General features: G+C 43.1%; 12 protein-coding genes. 6 read left to right on the forward strand and 6 right to left on the reverse strand.

The window, feature by feature from the left end; translation table 11 throughout:
• Positions 1 to 20 precede the first annotated feature (20 nt).
• Both RT422_RS03220 and RT422_RS03225 read left to right on the forward strand, forming a co-directional pair.
• On the forward strand, positions 21 to 1,505 hold the full coding sequence (locus RT422_RS03220; protein WP_313421251.1) for a cyclopropane-fatty-acyl-phospholipid synthase family protein: 1,485 nt from the start codon (positions 21 to 23) through the stop codon (positions 1,503 to 1,505).
• Between the two features lie 72 nt (positions 1,506 to 1,577).
• Positions 1,578 to 1,994, forward strand: coding sequence for a DUF2177 family protein (locus RT422_RS03225; RefSeq protein WP_313421252.1), 417 nt, complete (start codon positions 1,578 to 1,580; stop codon positions 1,992 to 1,994).
• A gap of 75 nt (positions 1,995 to 2,069) precedes the next feature.
• Here the strand turns inward: RT422_RS03225 and RT422_RS03230 are convergent, their stop codons facing one another.
• The 3 genes from RT422_RS03230 to RT422_RS03240 form a co-directional block, all read right to left on the reverse strand.
• Complete coding sequence (locus RT422_RS03230) at positions 2,070 to 2,801, reverse strand: SDR family NAD(P)-dependent oxidoreductase (protein WP_313421253.1); 732 nt, start codon at positions 2,799 to 2,801, stop codon at positions 2,070 to 2,072.
• Between the two features lie 3 nt (positions 2,802 to 2,804).
• The gene (locus RT422_RS03235) at positions 2,805 to 3,839 is read right to left on the reverse strand and encodes an NAD(P)/FAD-dependent oxidoreductase (RefSeq protein WP_096488945.1); all 1,035 of its coding nucleotides are present in this window, start codon (positions 3,837 to 3,839) and stop codon (positions 2,805 to 2,807) included.
• 157 nt (positions 3,840 to 3,996) lie between these two features.
• Positions 3,997 to 4,512 (reverse strand): fasciclin domain-containing protein, encoded by a 516-nt coding sequence (locus RT422_RS03240; RefSeq protein WP_144917696.1) that lies wholly within the window; start codon positions 4,510 to 4,512, stop codon positions 3,997 to 3,999.
• Positions 4,513 to 4,775: 263 nt separating this feature from the next.
• Between RT422_RS03240 and RT422_RS03245 the strand changes: the two genes are divergently transcribed.
• Entirely contained in the window at positions 4,776 to 6,221 is a 1,446-nt protein-coding gene (locus tag RT422_RS03245) for an FAD-dependent oxidoreductase (RefSeq protein WP_313421254.1), read from the forward strand.
• A 106-nt stretch (positions 6,222 to 6,327) separates the two neighbouring features.
• On the opposite strand, the gene RT422_RS03250 is transcribed toward RT422_RS03245, so the two are convergent.
• Positions 6,328 to 7,992, reverse strand: coding sequence for a fatty acid--CoA ligase (locus RT422_RS03250; protein WP_313421255.1), 1,665 nt, complete (start codon positions 7,990 to 7,992; stop codon positions 6,328 to 6,330).
• Between the two features lie 272 nt (positions 7,993 to 8,264).
• On the opposite strand from RT422_RS03250, the gene RT422_RS03255 reads away from it, so the two are divergent.
• The 3 genes from RT422_RS03255 to RT422_RS03265 all read left to right on the forward strand — a co-directional run bounded on the left by RT422_RS03255 (position 8,265) and on the right by RT422_RS03265 (position 10,774).
• Positions 8,265 to 9,452: a cupin domain-containing protein gene (locus tag RT422_RS03255; protein ID WP_313421256.1), complete on the forward strand. Its 1,188-nt coding sequence runs from the start codon at positions 8,265 to 8,267 to the stop codon at positions 9,450 to 9,452.
• A 12-nt stretch (positions 9,453 to 9,464) separates the two neighbouring features.
• Positions 9,465 to 10,136, forward strand: a complete 672-nt coding sequence (locus RT422_RS03260) for a hypothetical protein (protein WP_284034068.1) — start codon at positions 9,465 to 9,467, stop codon at positions 10,134 to 10,136.
• Positions 10,137 to 10,216: 80 nt separating this feature from the next.
• Entirely contained in the window at positions 10,217 to 10,774 is a 558-nt protein-coding gene (locus RT422_RS03265) for a hypoxanthine-guanine phosphoribosyltransferase (protein ID WP_135889207.1), read from the forward strand.
• Between the two features lie 102 nt (positions 10,775 to 10,876).
• Here the strand turns inward: RT422_RS03265 and recD are convergent, their stop codons facing one another.
• Together recD and RT422_RS03275 are read right to left on the reverse strand one after the other, a co-directional pair.
• Positions 10,877 to 12,856 (reverse strand): exodeoxyribonuclease V subunit alpha, encoded by a 1,980-nt coding sequence (gene recD, locus RT422_RS03270; RefSeq protein WP_313421257.1) that lies wholly within the window; start codon positions 12,854 to 12,856, stop codon positions 10,877 to 10,879.
• Positions 12,857 to 12,885: 29 nt separating this feature from the next.
• Positions 12,886 to 17,421: a UvrD-helicase domain-containing protein gene (locus tag RT422_RS03275; RefSeq protein WP_313421259.1), complete on the reverse strand. Its 4,536-nt coding sequence runs from the start codon at positions 17,419 to 17,421 to the stop codon at positions 12,886 to 12,888.
• Between the last annotated feature and the right edge of the window lie 14 nt (positions 17,422 to 17,435).

Genomic DNA, 17,435 nt, shown 5'->3' on the forward strand with positions numbered 1-17,435 from the left:
ATTTTTTATGGGAATTGACTATGACACCGTCTTCTTTAGAGGCTAAAAACACTGCAACCTCTCACCCGTCAAATCACCTATCAAAAGGTAAGGAGACTTTGGTTAAACGCCGTCAATCCGATTTAGCCAAGCGACGCTCGTTTACCGATTACCTACCCTACCCAATTGTTGACCATCTGCTCACGCCCGTTCAACAAAGTGCGGCAAAAGCAGCACGGCAAATAATATTTTTATTGCTATCAAAGCTCAAACGGGGTCATCTAACCATCATTGAAACCTTCCATCAGTCTGACGATATAGCAACTAAGGCAGCGACTAAGGCAGCGACTCATAAAACCTTCGGTGTTAGGGTAATGAATACTGAGCCTGTAACACAGTCGCCAGTGAGCGATACACAACGAACGCTAGGGGAACAAATTGGCAATCATCCTTTGGCAGTGACACTCACCATCCATTCACCGCAGGTGTATCAACACCTATTAACAGGCGGTTCGATTGCTTTTGCTGATGATTATATTGATGGTTTGTGGCAAGCCGATGATTTAACAGCATTTTTACGTTTGATTGCGCGCAATTTGACCCTCATCAATACCATAGAAGCCAAATTTGCCAATTTGACCAAACGCTGGGAACACCGCCAACACCGCAATCGGCATAATGATAAACGCAATGCCAAATCCAATATTTTAGCCCATTATGATATTGGCAATGCGATGTATGCATTATTTTTGGATGAGCGCATGATGTATTCATCGGCAATTTATCCGACACCCTCATCAAGCTTGGCGGTAGCCCAAACCCACAAGTTGGCAAAAATTTGTGAATTAGCTGAGTTAACAGCTGACGATCATGTCATTGAAATCGGCACGGGCTGGGGTGGATTTGCTATTTATGCCGCGACCCAATATGGCTGCCGTGTCACCACCACAACTATCTCAGACGCGCAGTATGAAGAAGCTAAACGCCGCATTGCCGCTGCCAATCTAACCGACAAAATCACCCTGCTAAAACAAGATTACCGTGAGCTTACCGGCAAGTATGACAAGCTGGTTAGTATTGAGATGATTGAAGCGGTCGGTCATGAATATCTGCCAAATTTTTTTGCCCAATGTAATCGATTGCTCAAAGATAATGGGCTGATGGTATTACAAGCGATTACCTTTAATGATCGGGGTTATCAAAAATATTTGCATGGTGTGGATTTTATCCAAACCCATGTTTTTCCAGGCGGGTGTTTATTGTCTAACAGTGAAATTCTCAGCCAAGCGCGTGACCATACCGATATGCAAGTAACGTCACTGGTTGATTATGGCTATGACTATGCCCGTACCTTGATTGATTGGCGCTATAACTTTATGCAGGCGCTACCGCAGCTCAAGGCACTTGGCTATGACGATGCGTTTATGCGTTTGTGGCATTTTTATTTTGCGTACTGTGAAGCAGGATTTTTGGAAAAAACCATTGGCGTGGTGCAAGTACGCCTTGAAAAAGCCCAGTACCGTTAACCCAATTTGCGCGGCAAAGGGTTCAGGACAATGGGTTCAGGACAATTAATAACAGGACACAAGGATTTAGCAATGGCACCATTAAACTATCTGTGGGTATATCTGATCGCCGTCATGGTATTTTTAGGTATTGATGCCGTATGGCTTAAAACCATGACCCAACGCTTTTATGCACCGCGCATTGGACATCTACTCAGTGAATCACCCAATATGACGGCAGCAGGCGTGTTTTATCTATTTTATGTTTTTGCGCTTTGTGTGGTGGTCATCTACCCGCAGCTAAAAGCTCACGCGTCATTGGCAGTACTGGCAGGATATGGGGTGGTCATTGGGCTAATGGCATATGGAACGTATGATTTTACAAGCTTAGCATTACTTAAAGGTTATGATAAAACTGCGGCACTGGTTGATTTCATTTGGGGCGGCTTGGTCACAGGATTAACTTGCGTAATTGTGGCCTTCATCTACAAAAACTGGTTGATGGATTAGGCTTACGCTAGGTACGAAGCTACCACCCTAATACAAGGCTAAGGTACAACTTCAAAGGAAAATTTTAAGGCAGATTTAAGGCATGATTTCTTTGCCATCCCAAGCCCAAATTTTGCCCGAGTCTTTAGGCGTCAGCTGATGCAAAACCTTAAGTAAACTTTGTGCGGAAAACGCTGGGGTAAATAATTTACCTTCTGCCACATTTTTTTGAAATGGTTTGGATAAATTACTGTCTACCGTGCCGGGGTGCAAAGCAACAATAATCGCGTTGGGGTTTTTTCGTTGCAGCTCGATGCTTAAATTTTTAATGCCCATATGTAAACTTGCTTTTGCCATCCGATAACCATACCACCCGCCCAAGCGATTATCCGAAATACTCCCTACCCGTGCCGACAATACGGCAAATAGGGATTGCGAGGATTTGTTTAAGGCGGGCAAGGCGTATTTGGCAATCATCATTGGTAATACTGCATTGACATGGAAATATTGATGCAGCTGATCGGCTGTGATATCTCGCAGCGATTTTTCAGGCGCGATGGGTTGAGCCCCGAGTTTAGAGTCATGTAATAACCCAATCGTCACAATAACACTGTCCAAGGCTTGAGTGCTACTAATAGCTTTGATAAGCGCGGCGATAGCCAGTTCATCATCAAAATCAAGCTGATGAGGGACGATATGAGGGTGGCTAAATGCCGGGGGTTTTCTGGCAATGGCATGAATGGTGGCATTTGGATAGGCGATAGCCAAACAATCACAAAATGCCTTTCCAATCGCGCCAGAAGCACCAAATATGGCGATATGTTGCATACGCTACTCGCTTTTTAGTAGTTCAATCATCGCTTTTGCCAGTTTTTGACCGCTTAAGTAGGCAGACTCGACATCACCCTTAAGTAGCCAGTCCCCACAGACAGCGATGTTTTGGTCGCTATCTAGTAGATAGCCTAACTGGTGGTCACCTGATTGGAGGTTAACCGCTTCGCCTGTGGCATAGCGCCAGTGGTGTATGTCTTTGTGTGCTGCAGTCGATAAATCAATACCCAATACTTGACTCGCCGCTCGTGTCAAATGGTTGATACAGGCAGTTTTATCTTCCTCAATATGTCTATTCGTCCATGCTGGGGTACTATGAATCACAAGGCTATAACCGCCTTCGCGATGGGGTTTTGCACTATTGACGATAATTTTACCGATATCCTCACTCTCGATTTTGGCATACTCATAGTCTAAAGCCAGCGGTGTATCAAATCCCAGCATCAGCACACTACAGGGCATGAGGGCATATTTATTCAACACTTTGGTATGTAGCGATGTTTGAGCAAAGCTTTTTGCTTGTTCTACCGGCATCGCCGAAATAATCCAATCAAACTGACCCAACGTTTCACCCTTGTCACTTAACAACTCCCAACTATTAAAAATGGGATGATGGTCAATGATAGCCCCTACCCTAGTATTGCGCCGCACAGTTAAGCCACGGGCGAGATGTTTACCAATGGCATTCATGGCGGGTATGCCGACATAGTACTCAGAATAACAGCCAGACACTCTGGGCATGGAATGTGGTTTGGTAGATACAAGGGGGTTATCGGGGGTAGCTTGGTCAACTGCCCATACTGCAACCACCCCTTCAGCGAGTAATTGATTGACAAAACCTTGAAAATCGTCGTCACTGGCAGTAAACGCGGCAACACCATGATCAAAATAAAATGGTTCGGCACGACGCGTTGCCAGTCGCCCACCGATGCCACGGGATTTTTCAAAAATCACTACGTCGTGCCCTGCTTGCTGCAACGCTTTACCACAAGTTAATCCTGCCAATCCTGCACCGATAATGGCAATCCGTTTCATAGTTTTACCCGCTCTATACGATTTTTGAAAGTTAAAAAAATAGCGATGAATCGTATCACCGCTATGCCATCAGACCAATAAATTGTTGGCTAGTATAGCTAAAGATAATTATGCTTAAAGACAACAATTTATGGCCGATAACTTTATCTATGATAACTTATCTTTTTGGCAAAATGACACGGTCAATCACATGTACCACACCATTGCTCGCTTTGATATCTGTGGTGACAATGTTGGCAACACGTCCATTTGCGTCTTGTAATTTACCAGTTGAAGTCACCATGACGTTTTGACCCTGTAAGGTTTTAACCATACCTGGTTTGACATCTTTTGCCATTACTGTGGCTGGCAGCACATGATAAGTTAACACAGATTGTAATAGTGGTTTGTTTGCAAACAATTGCGCTTTGGTCATACCGAGCTCAGCAAGTAGATTGGCAAACGCAGCATTGGTCGGCGCAAATACGGTGATGTTTTTAGTAGTCGCGACGGTATCGGCTAAACCTGCGGCTACCACCGCTTCAACTAATATTGAAAAATCTGGATTTGATTTTGCTACATCAACAATGTTAGCTGCGTGCATCGGTGCATGAGCGGTATGGGTTGGCGTCGTGGCACAACCGGCTAATAACGTAGTAGAAATCGCTGCTGCTAGGAAGGCTTGTTTTAACATACTTATTTTCCTTACTTAATTATGATTGTTGGATAAAATACAGGTCAGCTTTTTAAGCTAAATTAACTTTAACTGATAATATTAGAATTTTCAATATGTTTTTATACTAAAAAGTATAAAAAATACTACTTATTTTAATATATACTATTGGGTAAAATTCATTAACAACAAAAGCGACAATGACTGCATAAATGTCACAGTAACTAGATTATTTTCCGCTACAATTTATTTCTTCATTTTGGGCAACGCATAAGGGCAAAATTATGTACGTTAATTCAAGTACGCAATCACCGACCGTAGCAGTGATTGGCGGTGGTTCAGCAGGTTCTACGATTGCTATACGGCTGGCGATGGCGGGCATTCATGTGCATTTGATTGAAAAAAATGCCAGCCTTATCAACGCTCCACCCATGTGTCATCTGCATGCGGGTGGCAATTTGTACCGCGAAATCAGTGATGAAGATTGCCGCGTGTTGATGCGCCAATGTATTGATATTGCCAAGTTGTATCCAGAAAGTATTGATGTGCGCCCCACCCTCATCACGGTGCCAAAACGCGATAACAATACCGCCACTGACTTACTGCCACGTCTTGATATGTTAACGGCTTACTATCAATCATTGGTTGATGCTGACCCTAGCAACCAAGTGTTAGGCAATGTCGAAGATTATTACCGAGTATATGACAAGCAGCAAATTCAACAGCTAATTCAATTAGAAGCTAAAGACATTCCGACCACCACGGATGAGTGGGTTGTGGCGGCTCTTAAAGTGATGGATTTGGAAAAACTGCAATACCCCATCATTGCGGTGCAAGAATTTGGCTGGAATATTTTTAGACTCTCTGCCAGTGCTTTTTTACAATTGCAGCGCCTACACAGCGCTCAGGTACATCTAAATGCCCAAGTTGATGATTTAAAACGTCACATGGATGGCTGGCAAGTGTCATTTACCGATGAAAATGGCGAGCTTCAGCATATCTATGCCGATTTTGTGGTCAATGCTTGTGGTTTTAGAACCGGTATCATTGATGACAAAGCAGGCGTGCATATCAAACGCATGGTAGAATTTAAAGCTTCTTATATCAGTGAATGGCGTGATTATAAGGGGCGTTTGCCTGAGATTATTTTTCATGGTGAGCGTGGCACGCCCAATGGCATGGCGCAGTTTACCCCTTATCCTGACGGGTTTTTTCAGCTACATGGCATGACTGAAAACATCACTTTATTTAATGATGGGTTAACCAAAGCCACCCAAGAAAGCAGCCAACCGCCCATTAATCCACAATATCTAAATTATATTGAAAACGGCTGGGAGCCAAACGCACTAAGAGAGCGCACCCAAAACGCCATAGATTATGTCAGTGAATTTGTGCCAAGTTTTCGAACTGCACAAACGGCAGATAATGCGCTATATGGTGGGCAGCAAGTACCGAGTGATGATATTACCGTGCGCGTTGCGGATTTGCAGGTGTTTGCCAAGCTGCGTTATGCGGTGGCAGAAAATGTGAAAGCCAATTCTACCCTAGATGTGGCGGATAAAGTCATGGATGCGCTAGTTGATGCCAATTTGATAGAGAAATCTGCTTGCAAACGTCCTAACTGGCACAAAATTGATGTCAATGAGGTCAATATAGTCGCATGCGATATTGCCAAAGCCCGACATTACCCATTACCGATGGCAAAGGTCAATCAACGGTTAATAGTTTGATGGATTGCTTGATTATTTGATTGCTTGGATAATAAAAAAGGTAGAAAAAATTCTACCTTTTTTACTTTTACGCTGTTTTTACCCTGTCATCGTTGAGAAAAACAGTCTAAGCAAATAACCCTTGGGCATATTGATCGCGGATGACTTTTTTGTCAATTTTACCCACGCTGGTTTTTGGCAATTCCGTGATAAATTTCACATCCTGCGGAATACCGTATTTTGGCAAATGACCGCGCTCATACGCTTGTTGCGCAATCGCGATGATGTCTTCGGCTTTGGTGTCTTGATGATCGGGTTTGAGCACAATCAACGCCATCGGACGCTCACCCCAGCGCGCGTCAGGAATCGCAATTACAGCAATGTCGGCAACGCTTGGGTGTAATGACATGATGGTTTCTATTTCAAGTGAAGAGATCCATTCGCCCCCCGATTTGATGACATCTTTTAGCCGGTCGGTGATTTTGACATTGCCTTTTGCGTCCATCCAACCGATGTCTTGGGTGTGCAGATAACCACCTTCCCACAGTTCGTTGCCTGCGTCCTGATTTTTGTAGTAACTCTGCGTCAACCAAGGTGAACGCACCACGATTTCGCCTGTGGATGTGCCATCGTTTGGCATACGTTTGCCGTTGTGCCAGATTTGCAAATCGACCAATGGCACCGGTGAGCCTGACAAGCAGCGATGCTCAATTTGTTGCTCTTCGCTCATGTGTTGGAATGTTTCATCAAAGTTGACAATGCTGATAATAGGACAAGTCTCTGACATGCCATAGCCCGTACAAACTTCGATGCCGCTGGCTACAGCCATTTTGGCAAGCCCTTGATTGAGTTTAGAGCCACCGATGACCATTTTTAAGCCGTTGAATTTTTCTTGGCGTTTGTTGATTTCACCCAGTAGCATTTGCAAAATCGTTGGCACGCCATGGGTGGTGGTGACATTGTGTTTTTTTACCAAGTCAACCATGGTGGAAGGCACATAGCGACCCGGATAGATTTGCTCCAGTCCCAGCATGGTTGCGACAAAAGGAAACCCCCAAGCATGGACATGGAACATAGGCGTCATTGGCATATAGACATCTGAGTAGCGCAGCCCTTGACCTTCGATATTAAGTGCATTGGCAATTGCAACGACGAGCGTATGCATGACGATTTGACGATGGCTAAAAAATACGCCTTTGGGATTGCCTGTTGTACCGCTGGTATAGAAGGTTGTAGCAATGGTGTTTTCATCAAAATCTTCAAACTCACACTCATCGCTGGCTTGTGCTAGCATGGTTTCATATTCGCCTTGGGCGTATGGGGGCATTGGCGTGTTGTTATCATCCAACCAAATCACATGCTCGACCGATGGCGCATCTTGGGTATGGCTTTTGATCATCGGTGAAAATTCTGAATTTAACAGTAGCGCTTTTGGTTTGGCATGATTGATGGTATATAGCACTTTGTCTTCTGACAAACGCACATTGACGGTTTGCAAGATATAGCCACACATCGGGATGGCAAAATAACATTCCAAATAACGGTGTGTGTCCCAATCCATGACCGCAACCACATCGCCTTTTTGTAGGTTTAAGCCTTTTAAGACATTGGCTAAGCGATTGACACGTTTGAAAAACTCTTGATAGGTGTAACTGGTTTTGTCAGCGTAATGGATTTTTTTGTCGCCAGAGACCACTTTGGCGCGAGACAATAAATTTTTGATAAGCAAGGGAAAACCATAAGCTTGGTCGGCTTGTAGGTAGTTTTCGTGCTGATTTAAAATAGCTGTCATAGAACATTCCTTTGTTGTGGTATAACTGTTGTTGTATAAACAACGAGTCAATCAAATATTGCTCGTCTAACTTTCCTGTGAGTACTTCCTTGTGAGTATTGACTATATACGAGCGTTATAACCAATACAACAAAAAATATGAAACTTTCCAGTTCAATATGTTTCATATTTTTACGCTTGTTTTACACTTTGATGAAAAAAATTTTATTATAGGATTTTGGTATACTGCCTTTGCTATAATGCGCGTTACCTATCCCACTGAACGAAAAAATATGACCCAGCACTTTTGTTTGCCTAGCGATATCAGCCCCGAACAATTTTTGATCGAGTACTGGCAAAAAAAACCACTGCTAATCAAGCAGGGCTTGCCGCAATTGGTTGGTATGTTTGAGCCAGACGATATCATCGGGCTTGCCCAAGATGAAGACGCCACTGCCCGACTCATCAGCGAAAATAACCAGCAATGGTCACTTAAAACCAGCCCTCTTACCGCCAAAGACTTTCAAAAACTGCCAAAACATTGGACGGTGCTGGTGCAAAATATGGAACAATGGTCGCCAGCGCTTGGCAACCTATGGCATGCGTTTGATTTTATTCCGCAGTGGCAACGTGATGACATTATGGTGTCGTATGCGCCCTCAGGTGGCAGCGTTGGCAAGCATTATGACAATTACGATGTCTTTTTGGCGCAAGGATACGGCAAACGTCATTGGCAATTGGGCAAGTATTGCGACCAAACAACCCAATTTGAAGCAGGTCAACCGATTCGTTTGATGAATGAAATGGGCGAGCTGATATTTGATGAGGTGCTTGAGCCAGGCGATGTGCTGTATGTACCGACCAATCTCTCTCATTACGGGGTGGCCGTTGACGATTGTTTAACTTTTTCCTTTGGCTTTAGGCGACCTACCCCATTACAACTGCTAGATAGTTTGGCGGATGTCGCTACCCATTTTGATGATTTAGCCATTCCGCTCAAAATCAACCAACCCCCCGCCGTTGCAGGCGAGCTGTCGATAGCCAGCATTCAAGATATCAGAGCGCAGCTGATTGCGCTGCTAAACTCTGAACTTGGCAATGAAATAATCACTCAAGCGATTAGCGAAACGGTAAGCAAGCGTCAATATGAGCTGATGCTCCCTGACGCGTATGCCGATATTGATGAGATACAAAGCGCCTTGGCAGCGGGTGCGGTCATCAGACAAGACATGTCTAGCCGTATTATCTTTACCCAAACCCAAGCGGATTCAAAAAATCAAGCAAAAGTTTATGTCAATGGCTGTGCCATTGACGCGGATGACATACCCGCGAACGCGCAATCACTCCTCATTCGGCTTGCCAATGGCGAATCAATCGATGAGCAAATTTTGCAAGCAGCCGATGTCGAAACTGATATAATTTGTGATTGGATAGAAAATGGCTGGGTAGTGATTGATTACCCTGAAGAAATCATTGGATAACGAAAAAATATTATGAGCTATTATTTTGGGTTTACCCCTTCCGTAGAATTGAGCGCTACCATTGATAAGGCGTATGAGCTGATTGCTAGCAAAAGTAGCGAACGTTATGACATTTATCGCGATAAAATCACCCAGTTGACCAGTAAAGAGCTGATGGATGCGCTACTGATTAAATTAATCGAATCGCTACCGGATGATTCAGAACGAAAAGCGCATTTGATTAAAACCGCAGAAACCATTGAGGCGACTAGCGACAAACTGATTAACACACTATTAAGCCCTACAAAAAATGAAGATGTATTACCTAGCTTTGATTTTTTTGACCAAAAAGTGTTAAAAAACACCCAATCGGGTGAACGTCGTATCTCAGTGCCACTGAGTGACGAGCTAGCAAAGAATTTACTGGCTACCATAGAAAACGTCCAAGCAGGTAACGGGCTTGAAGAGCAGCAAAATTTGATTCGGTTATTTGGCGAGCTAACCAAAGCCTGTTTGCAGCATTTTTTGGTCGATTTTACCAAAACGCTCAATTTAAATATGCTTAAACGTGCGGCAATTCCAGTGACCGATGGTATCATCGTTAAAGTAATTGATATCGCGCTACGCCGTTTAATCCCCCAAATGCCACAAGAATCGCTTGAGCGTTTTACCAAACATTACCAAGCGTTAATATTTAACGATTAGGTATTGCTAACCGTTATTATTCAATTGGATAAAACTGCGTTACAATAGCCCACTTATTTTTTTAAATTAATAGGTCCACCATGAATCAACTTAGCAATCAGCAAATCGAAGAAGCGCTACGCAATTCTGAATGTCTCATCAGTAGTTTTGAAGTGAGTAGTGCTTACGAGCGTTTGGCAGCCAGTGTCAACCTGCACTATGCAGGTCAAAATCCCATTGTGATGGTGGTGATGAATGGCGGGTTGATTCCAGCAGGTCAACTGCTTACCCAGTTTACTTTTTATCATCGTATGTACTATATCCATGCGACCCGCTATCGCAACAACCAAGGCACTAATGAACTTGAATGGAAATTCAAACCTGATATTGATTTGGCAGGTGAAGATATTTTATTGATTGATGATATTTTTGATGAAGGCATTACCCTAAAAGCGGTGGTGGACGAGCTGGCAAAAGAAAATCCAAAATCTATCCGCACCTGTGTGCTACTCAATAAACTCCATGACCGAAAAGTACAAGAGTTTAAAGTCGATTTTGTGGGTCTAGATGTGGCAGATCGTTATGTGTATGGCTGCGGTATGGACTATCATGGGTATCTACGCCATATGCCAGGGATTTATGCATTAAAAAATGTGTAAAACTGCTTGTCATAAATAAAAAGGTATCGTTGGATACCTTTTTTTATGGCGTGTTTTTTTAGAAGATATCTTTGTATGATGTCTGTTTTTATGACCTATCTTTTATGGCGTGTTGTTGAGATGATCAAATTGGAGTTGCAAACCAGTTTGTCGCACGGCTTTTTGTGTCACAGCTAACTCAAAATTTTCTTTAGCGCTATATATGGATAAAGCGGATTTACTGCGCGTCACCGCTGTATAAATCAGCGCTTGGCTTAGTAGCCTTGTATGCGCTTTATCAATACAAATGGCGACCGTGTGAAATTCTGAGCCTTGTGACTTATGAATGGTCATCGCATAGGCATAGTCACAACTTTCACGGCTTAATCGCTGGATGGGTATCACTTTTTCTGCAAAACAGGCGTATAACTGCCCTTGGTACAACAGACAAATCGCAATATCGCCATTAAATAACCCCAACTGATAGTCATTGTTTTGGATGATAATCGGTAAACCGTGATAAAAGTAAGCTTTGCTTCGCGTGATTTTGGAAAACTCGGTAAAAGCTAGGCTCATCTTTTGGTTGATTGATTGGGTGCCCAATTGTCCTTGATGACCTGCACACAGAATGCGATACCTATCAAATACCTCAAACAACCTTTTTCGATTATTCGCTTCAAAAATATTGACGGGCTGGCTGTACCATTGCTGCATAAACGCAAAAAATGGATGGTAAGGTTTCGCTAATTGGTTGAAAACAGCAGGCAGACTCGAAGACGCATCAATTGGGTAAAAAGGAATATTGGCTATTTGCTGCTTTGTTTGCTGTGTTTTACCAGCCAAGTCTGATGGATTTTCACTTTGAGATGGCTTAATTGCTTGCAAATCAATGGGTTGTAATAATCGCTGTATGAGCTTTATTTTTTTAGGTGCAGGCAAATTTTGCTGAATGGCGAGAGCAAACTGACCGACAACTGAATTTGAATCAAAGCGTTTTGACTCCGTCAACTCAGTGATATAAGGCTGCAAACGCGTCACCGCGCACAAATCTGATAGAACCGACCCCGCATCTACCGCAGCCAGCTGATTGGCATCACCCAACAAAATCAGCCGACCCGTGGGTTTGATAGCATCAACTAACTGACTAGCAAGCTCAAGCCCTAACATGGACGCTTCATCTACAATAATCAAATCATCGGGTAATGGATTTTTGGCATGATAGCGTGGTATGCCATCACTACCAATACCTAACAGCCGATGTAAGGTTTTTGCATTGTCCAAAGTGATTTCTTCATCTTGCAAGCTTTTTTGCAAGCTTATACGTAATGATTCTTGCATACGCTGCGCTGCCTTCCCTGTGGGTGCAGTCAGGGTGATGGATAAAGGCGGTAAATTAGGGTCCTGTTTTCTTTTGTGCTCGTGCCCCTTTTGCAGAGTGGTTACCAGCTTAGCTACGGTAAAAGTTTTACCTGTACCAGGTCCGCCGATAATAATACTCAGAGCGTATTGACTTGATTTTTCGATGGCGAGTTGCTGCATCGTATTGGGTTTGGGCGCCAAACCTTTATCGACTTCTCTTGATGAAGATATACCATTGAATTCCGCCACTTTTCTATGGGCAATTTTCATCAACTGCTTGGCTAACGATTGTTCTGCATACCATTGTCGATGTAGCCAAACAATGTAGTTAACCTGCGTTTCACCAACTCCATCAACTGATTGCGCGAGTTTTTGAAGAATGATAGGCGCATTGGTATCATGGTTGTATAACTTATCATCCTTTGCCCCTATTACGCTTGCCCAGTTATTGTTAGTTAACTCTGCAATGAGTGATTTTTCTTCTTCATTGTTGACCGTCATTTCATACACGGTATGACCTTCTGATAGTTGTTCATTGATTTGGTCAAAAATTTGCAAGATTTTCGGTTTTTCTTTTGCTTTTGTACTTTTATTTTGATTTTCTTTACTTAGGCTATTTTTATTGGTTTCTGTTTTATTTAACTGTGATTTTTGCTGCTTGCGGTATTGAATAAAATTGGCTAATTGGGTTAATTTGGCAGTTTCTTCAAGTGCAGCGGTTGGCTCAGTCGTGTTTGTTTTCATAATAAATTCTTTATGCGTAATGGTTAATTTTAATTGTCATTGGGATAGCCGAACATATCATCTAATGCCAAGATAAAGTCACTATCAAACTGTTTTACTAGCTTTCCACGGGTGTCATGCTTGGGTGACATACCGCGTAAAAAAGCATATTCGACCGCACCCAAATGGGTATTGATGTCATAATTGGGTAGTCGTAACTTTAAATAGCGATGCAGCGCCACTTGGTAGATGCTCGCTTGTAACCAATAACTATGCGTGGTCATCGCGTCATATAATGCTGCTTGGTTATAACTGTCGAAATCATTGCCAAGATAATTGCTTTTATAATCGACGATAAAAAACTGTATGCCGTGCTGATACACCAAGTCAATCTCCCCGTTGAGATACTGCCAAACCATGGTGTTGACTTCTTGGCTTTGCAATTGCAGTGGGATATCGAATTGGTGAAACAACCTGTTTAAGTCGCTAAATGACAAATGCTGGTTTAAGCGTAAATTAAACCCTAATTCAGCAACTTTTTGGTTATATTTGATATTGACCAGCGGCACTGCCGAAGCGGCTAACGGTGTATGGATGATATCATCCAGCCAATCCACCAACGCGACATAATCAGGCTGCAAATCATCAATGTTGATATCATGCCAGTTGCCATACTGCCCTGCACTACTCTCTTTTGTAGAAAAGTAATTGCTCGGCATTTGGTAGCGTCTTAACGTGCGATCCACCATGACTGACCAGCGTTTTAACTTGTCTGCTCTGGCATCTTGCTGTGGTATAGCAAACTCAGGGGTTTCATTGTAGTTATTGGCAATGTCTTCTAAGACACTATGTAAAAAAGTACCCGGGTTTGTGCCTTTTTCAAAGTTAAATCTAATGGAATTAACCTCGTTACTCGGCTCCCCCGCTAGCCTACTATTGGGGACAGGCAACAAATTGGTTTGCGCTGCTGCTAAAATATCATCATCTTGCCTGTCTTCCGCATTGACCACTGTGTCAACGTTGGTATGGTCAATATAACGAGACAATGCGGTAAAACTGGTATTCGCCCATCCCTTAAAGGTATCGATGGTGATAACTTTGATGATTTCATCGTAATCAATCTTAGCGACCGTAGCGTTTTGCTCATTCTGCCTATTTTCTTTGGGTGTGAATTTTAGCTTTGAGTCATAGTGTTTGCTTAGGCTATTTGAATCTATGATATGAGTTGTTTCAGTCAATGTTTCTTTGACAGCGAATTTTGCCAAATCATCCATAAAAGGCGCCAAAGCAGAATTTTTCACCGCAGATTTTTTGGCGACAGTAACAAGATACACTTGTTCTTTTGCGCGGGTAAGGGCAACGTACAATAATCGCAATCGTTCTTCATAGGCAGATTGGTCTTCAATAGCCACATAATTGATTGGATTAATTGGATTGTTATCGGTTATTTGGCTGGGCAACGCGGTCAATCGGCGGCTTAACAGCGGGTTATCATTGTTTTGAGTCAATTTTTGAGTGAATTGAGGCGTTGCTTGATGAGTGACTTGTATACTATACAGATATAATGGCGCACCATAAAACTTGGCTTTACTCTCCCCTGTAAACCCAACCACAAATACTATCGGAAACTCCAAGCCTTTAGACGCGTGAACCGTCATCAGTTGCACGCCTTCATCGGATGGCAAGCGCTGCTGCGTTGACCAATCTTCTTTTGGCTGCTGTTGTACTTGGGCGCAGAACCACTCAAACAGTTGATGCTCGCCCACCTGTCCATTGAACTGGTCGCTAATAATATCTAACAACTGGCGTAAATCAATGAGCAATCGCTCACCATTTGGATGTTTGGCAAGGCGCTGCCAAAAATTGAGTGTGATTTGGCTGGGTAAAGTAAGCGGTTGATTGAGCAGCCACTGTATCGCGACCAAAAAACTGTGTTTTTGCCACAATTCGCTGGCGGTCAATACCAACTGCTGAATGTCAGCCAGACTGGTGTTTGTTGACGCTTGATGATGAGGGTGAGCTTGTCCTTGCGCCGCTTGGGTGTTAGTTTGATTAAGCGCATCATACAACTGGTTGATTTGTTCAAGGGTCAGCTGAAAAAAACTAGACAACATTAAGGATTTTAATTTTGATTCGCTAAATGGCGTCAACAGCACGCTTTGTAAGGTCATCAAATCAACACTCATGCTATCACCAAAGACACTTTGACTACCGCCTCTCACGGTCGCAATCCCATGATGATGTAAGCGTTTCTCGATGGTATTAAGCTCACTGTTTTTGACTGCCAACACACAAATATCGCTCAGCGTCAAGCCACGATTCTGGTAGCTTAATGGTTTGCCATCATCAAATAAATCAAAAATTTGCGCGGCAATCGCATCGGCATAATCCACCGTTTTTTCATCACTTGATGAGATGATGTCATTTGAGGAGTCAGTGTTATTCGGGCATGCGGTGTCATTCGAGGTAGCGTCATTCTCGGCTACTGCCACCACTTGCTGACTATAGGGCGCTTTATATTCGATAGCAATATGATTGAACGCAGGTAAGCTGGCAACTTCATTTTCCGCCGCATTACCGACAACCAGCTCTGCGGTTTGGCGCGTCGCAGAAATTTTACGATAATAAATTTCACGCCCCATAAAATACGGCTGTTGGCTGATATTGGGCAGCTGGTCGGCTTCATTTGGGTCAATATCTTGCTCGCCAACACCATACCAGTGATTGAGGCTATCAATCAGTGCGGCTGATGAGCGATGGTTTTGGTTCAGTGACTTGGGCTGTTCCGGAAATAGTTTTTTTAGCGTCGTGTAATTTTGTACGTCCCCACCGCGAAATCCATAAATTGCCTGTTTCGGATCCCCTACCAACAGCAAAAATTGCGAGGGAGTGTGATATTTTTTTCCATTTGATTTTTCTGCTTTATCTGCTGTCTCTGGCTCAAAATCTTGTAAATAAACCCTTTGAATCAGTAACGCTTGTTCGGTGTTGATATCTTGCGATTCATCAATTAAGGCGATAGGGTACTGATGGCGAATATAACGCGCTAACGACTGACCTTTTTTGCCGGATAACGCATCGTTTAACCGCGCCAATTGTAAGGCAAAAGTAGTTAGCCGCTGTGATTCTAGTCGTTTTGGTAGGTGGGTACGCACATAACGGCTGATAAACTGGGTAAAGTAAAAATTTACTTGTTTAAAGTAGTCTTGCAAGGCTTGCGTTTGTTGAATAAGCTGCCAAATGTTGTCCACGATATCAAAGGATTTGAATGTGGCGCTTTGCTGTTCTTTTTTGCTATTAAAGCCTTTATCGTTGACGTATAAATCTTCAATACCTTCTAGTACCTTCACTATGTTGCCAACTTTATACATAGCAAAAACATTGGTAATGTCACCCGTGCTGAGTAAATTTTGCAGATTTTTAATTTCGTTAAAATGCTTATGAAGTTTATTGCCAGCACTAAACCCTTGCGCTTTACGAAAATCGCTATCAAAATATGCCTCAAATCCACTATCATCATAACCCGCAATCGACCGCATCAGTGCCTTGATAGCAGTAGTATCAAACGCTGTCAATGTTACCGTATCAATATCAGCGGTATAAAAATTCAGCGCGCGATTGACCGCCTCGTAGTAATCATCAACGGGTAAAAACACGTTATTGTCAAACATCATCGGGTACAATTCAGGCATATTGGCATTGACCTGCGCCATAAATGCCCTAAGTTGGTCATGAATCATACCCTTGATGATGCCGCTGACATCATTACTGATTTGCACCTCTGCAGAAAACCCCGTTTCGCTACTGTATTCTCTTAGCCACTTTTGACACAAACTATCGAGGGTGCTGACAAATAAGCGATCAAGTTGGTTGAGCGCCAATGTGGTGCGCTGCAGTGCGATACGAAAATTGACGGTATTTTTGGCAGGTTTATGGGTGCTGTTTTCACTATCCTCAGCGGTTGGCTTTGGGGTGCTTAGGCTTTCTTTCGGGCTTACTTTTGTGCTTGCTGCTGGGGTTACATCTACTGGCAAACCAAAGACTTGTTTGGCGATCCACTCGATTAAGTGTTTATTGATAGGGTCTTGGTACTTACCCAGTAAATTTTTTTGTGCCGCAAGCGCTTGCACCTGCGCAATAAAATGTGCATATTTTTGCACAGCGATAGCTTTGCTGCTATCCAAATCGCTGTCACTTAACGGTGTAAATGTAGAATGATTAATCATTTGCAGCAATTGATAAAAATCTTGCAAGCGCTCACGAATCCGCTGGCGCATTTCGGCAGCGGCACTTCGCGTAAAGGTCGTGGCGATAATTTTTTCACACGGCTGCCCCGCTTGCACGATTAGTCGCAACATCACGCCCGTCAGCGTCCATGTTTTGCCTGTGCCTGCTGAGGCTTCAATCAAATGACGCCCCGTCAATGGCAAAGTGACTGCAGGAGGTAGTAAAGATTCAGCGTCTTCTTTAATGCGTGCTTCGTCGATGTTTGTTTGAGTGTTTGTTTCGATATTTGTTTTGATGTTTGCCTCGATATTTGTTTCACTACTTACTTTTATGCTTGGGGTATGAATATCGTGTTTCATAAGATTTCTTTGAT

The organism is Moraxella sp. CTOTU49803 (assembly GCF_032097965.1).
Taxonomy (GTDB): Bacteria; Pseudomonadota; Gammaproteobacteria; order Pseudomonadales; family Moraxellaceae; genus Faucicola; species Faucicola tetraodonis.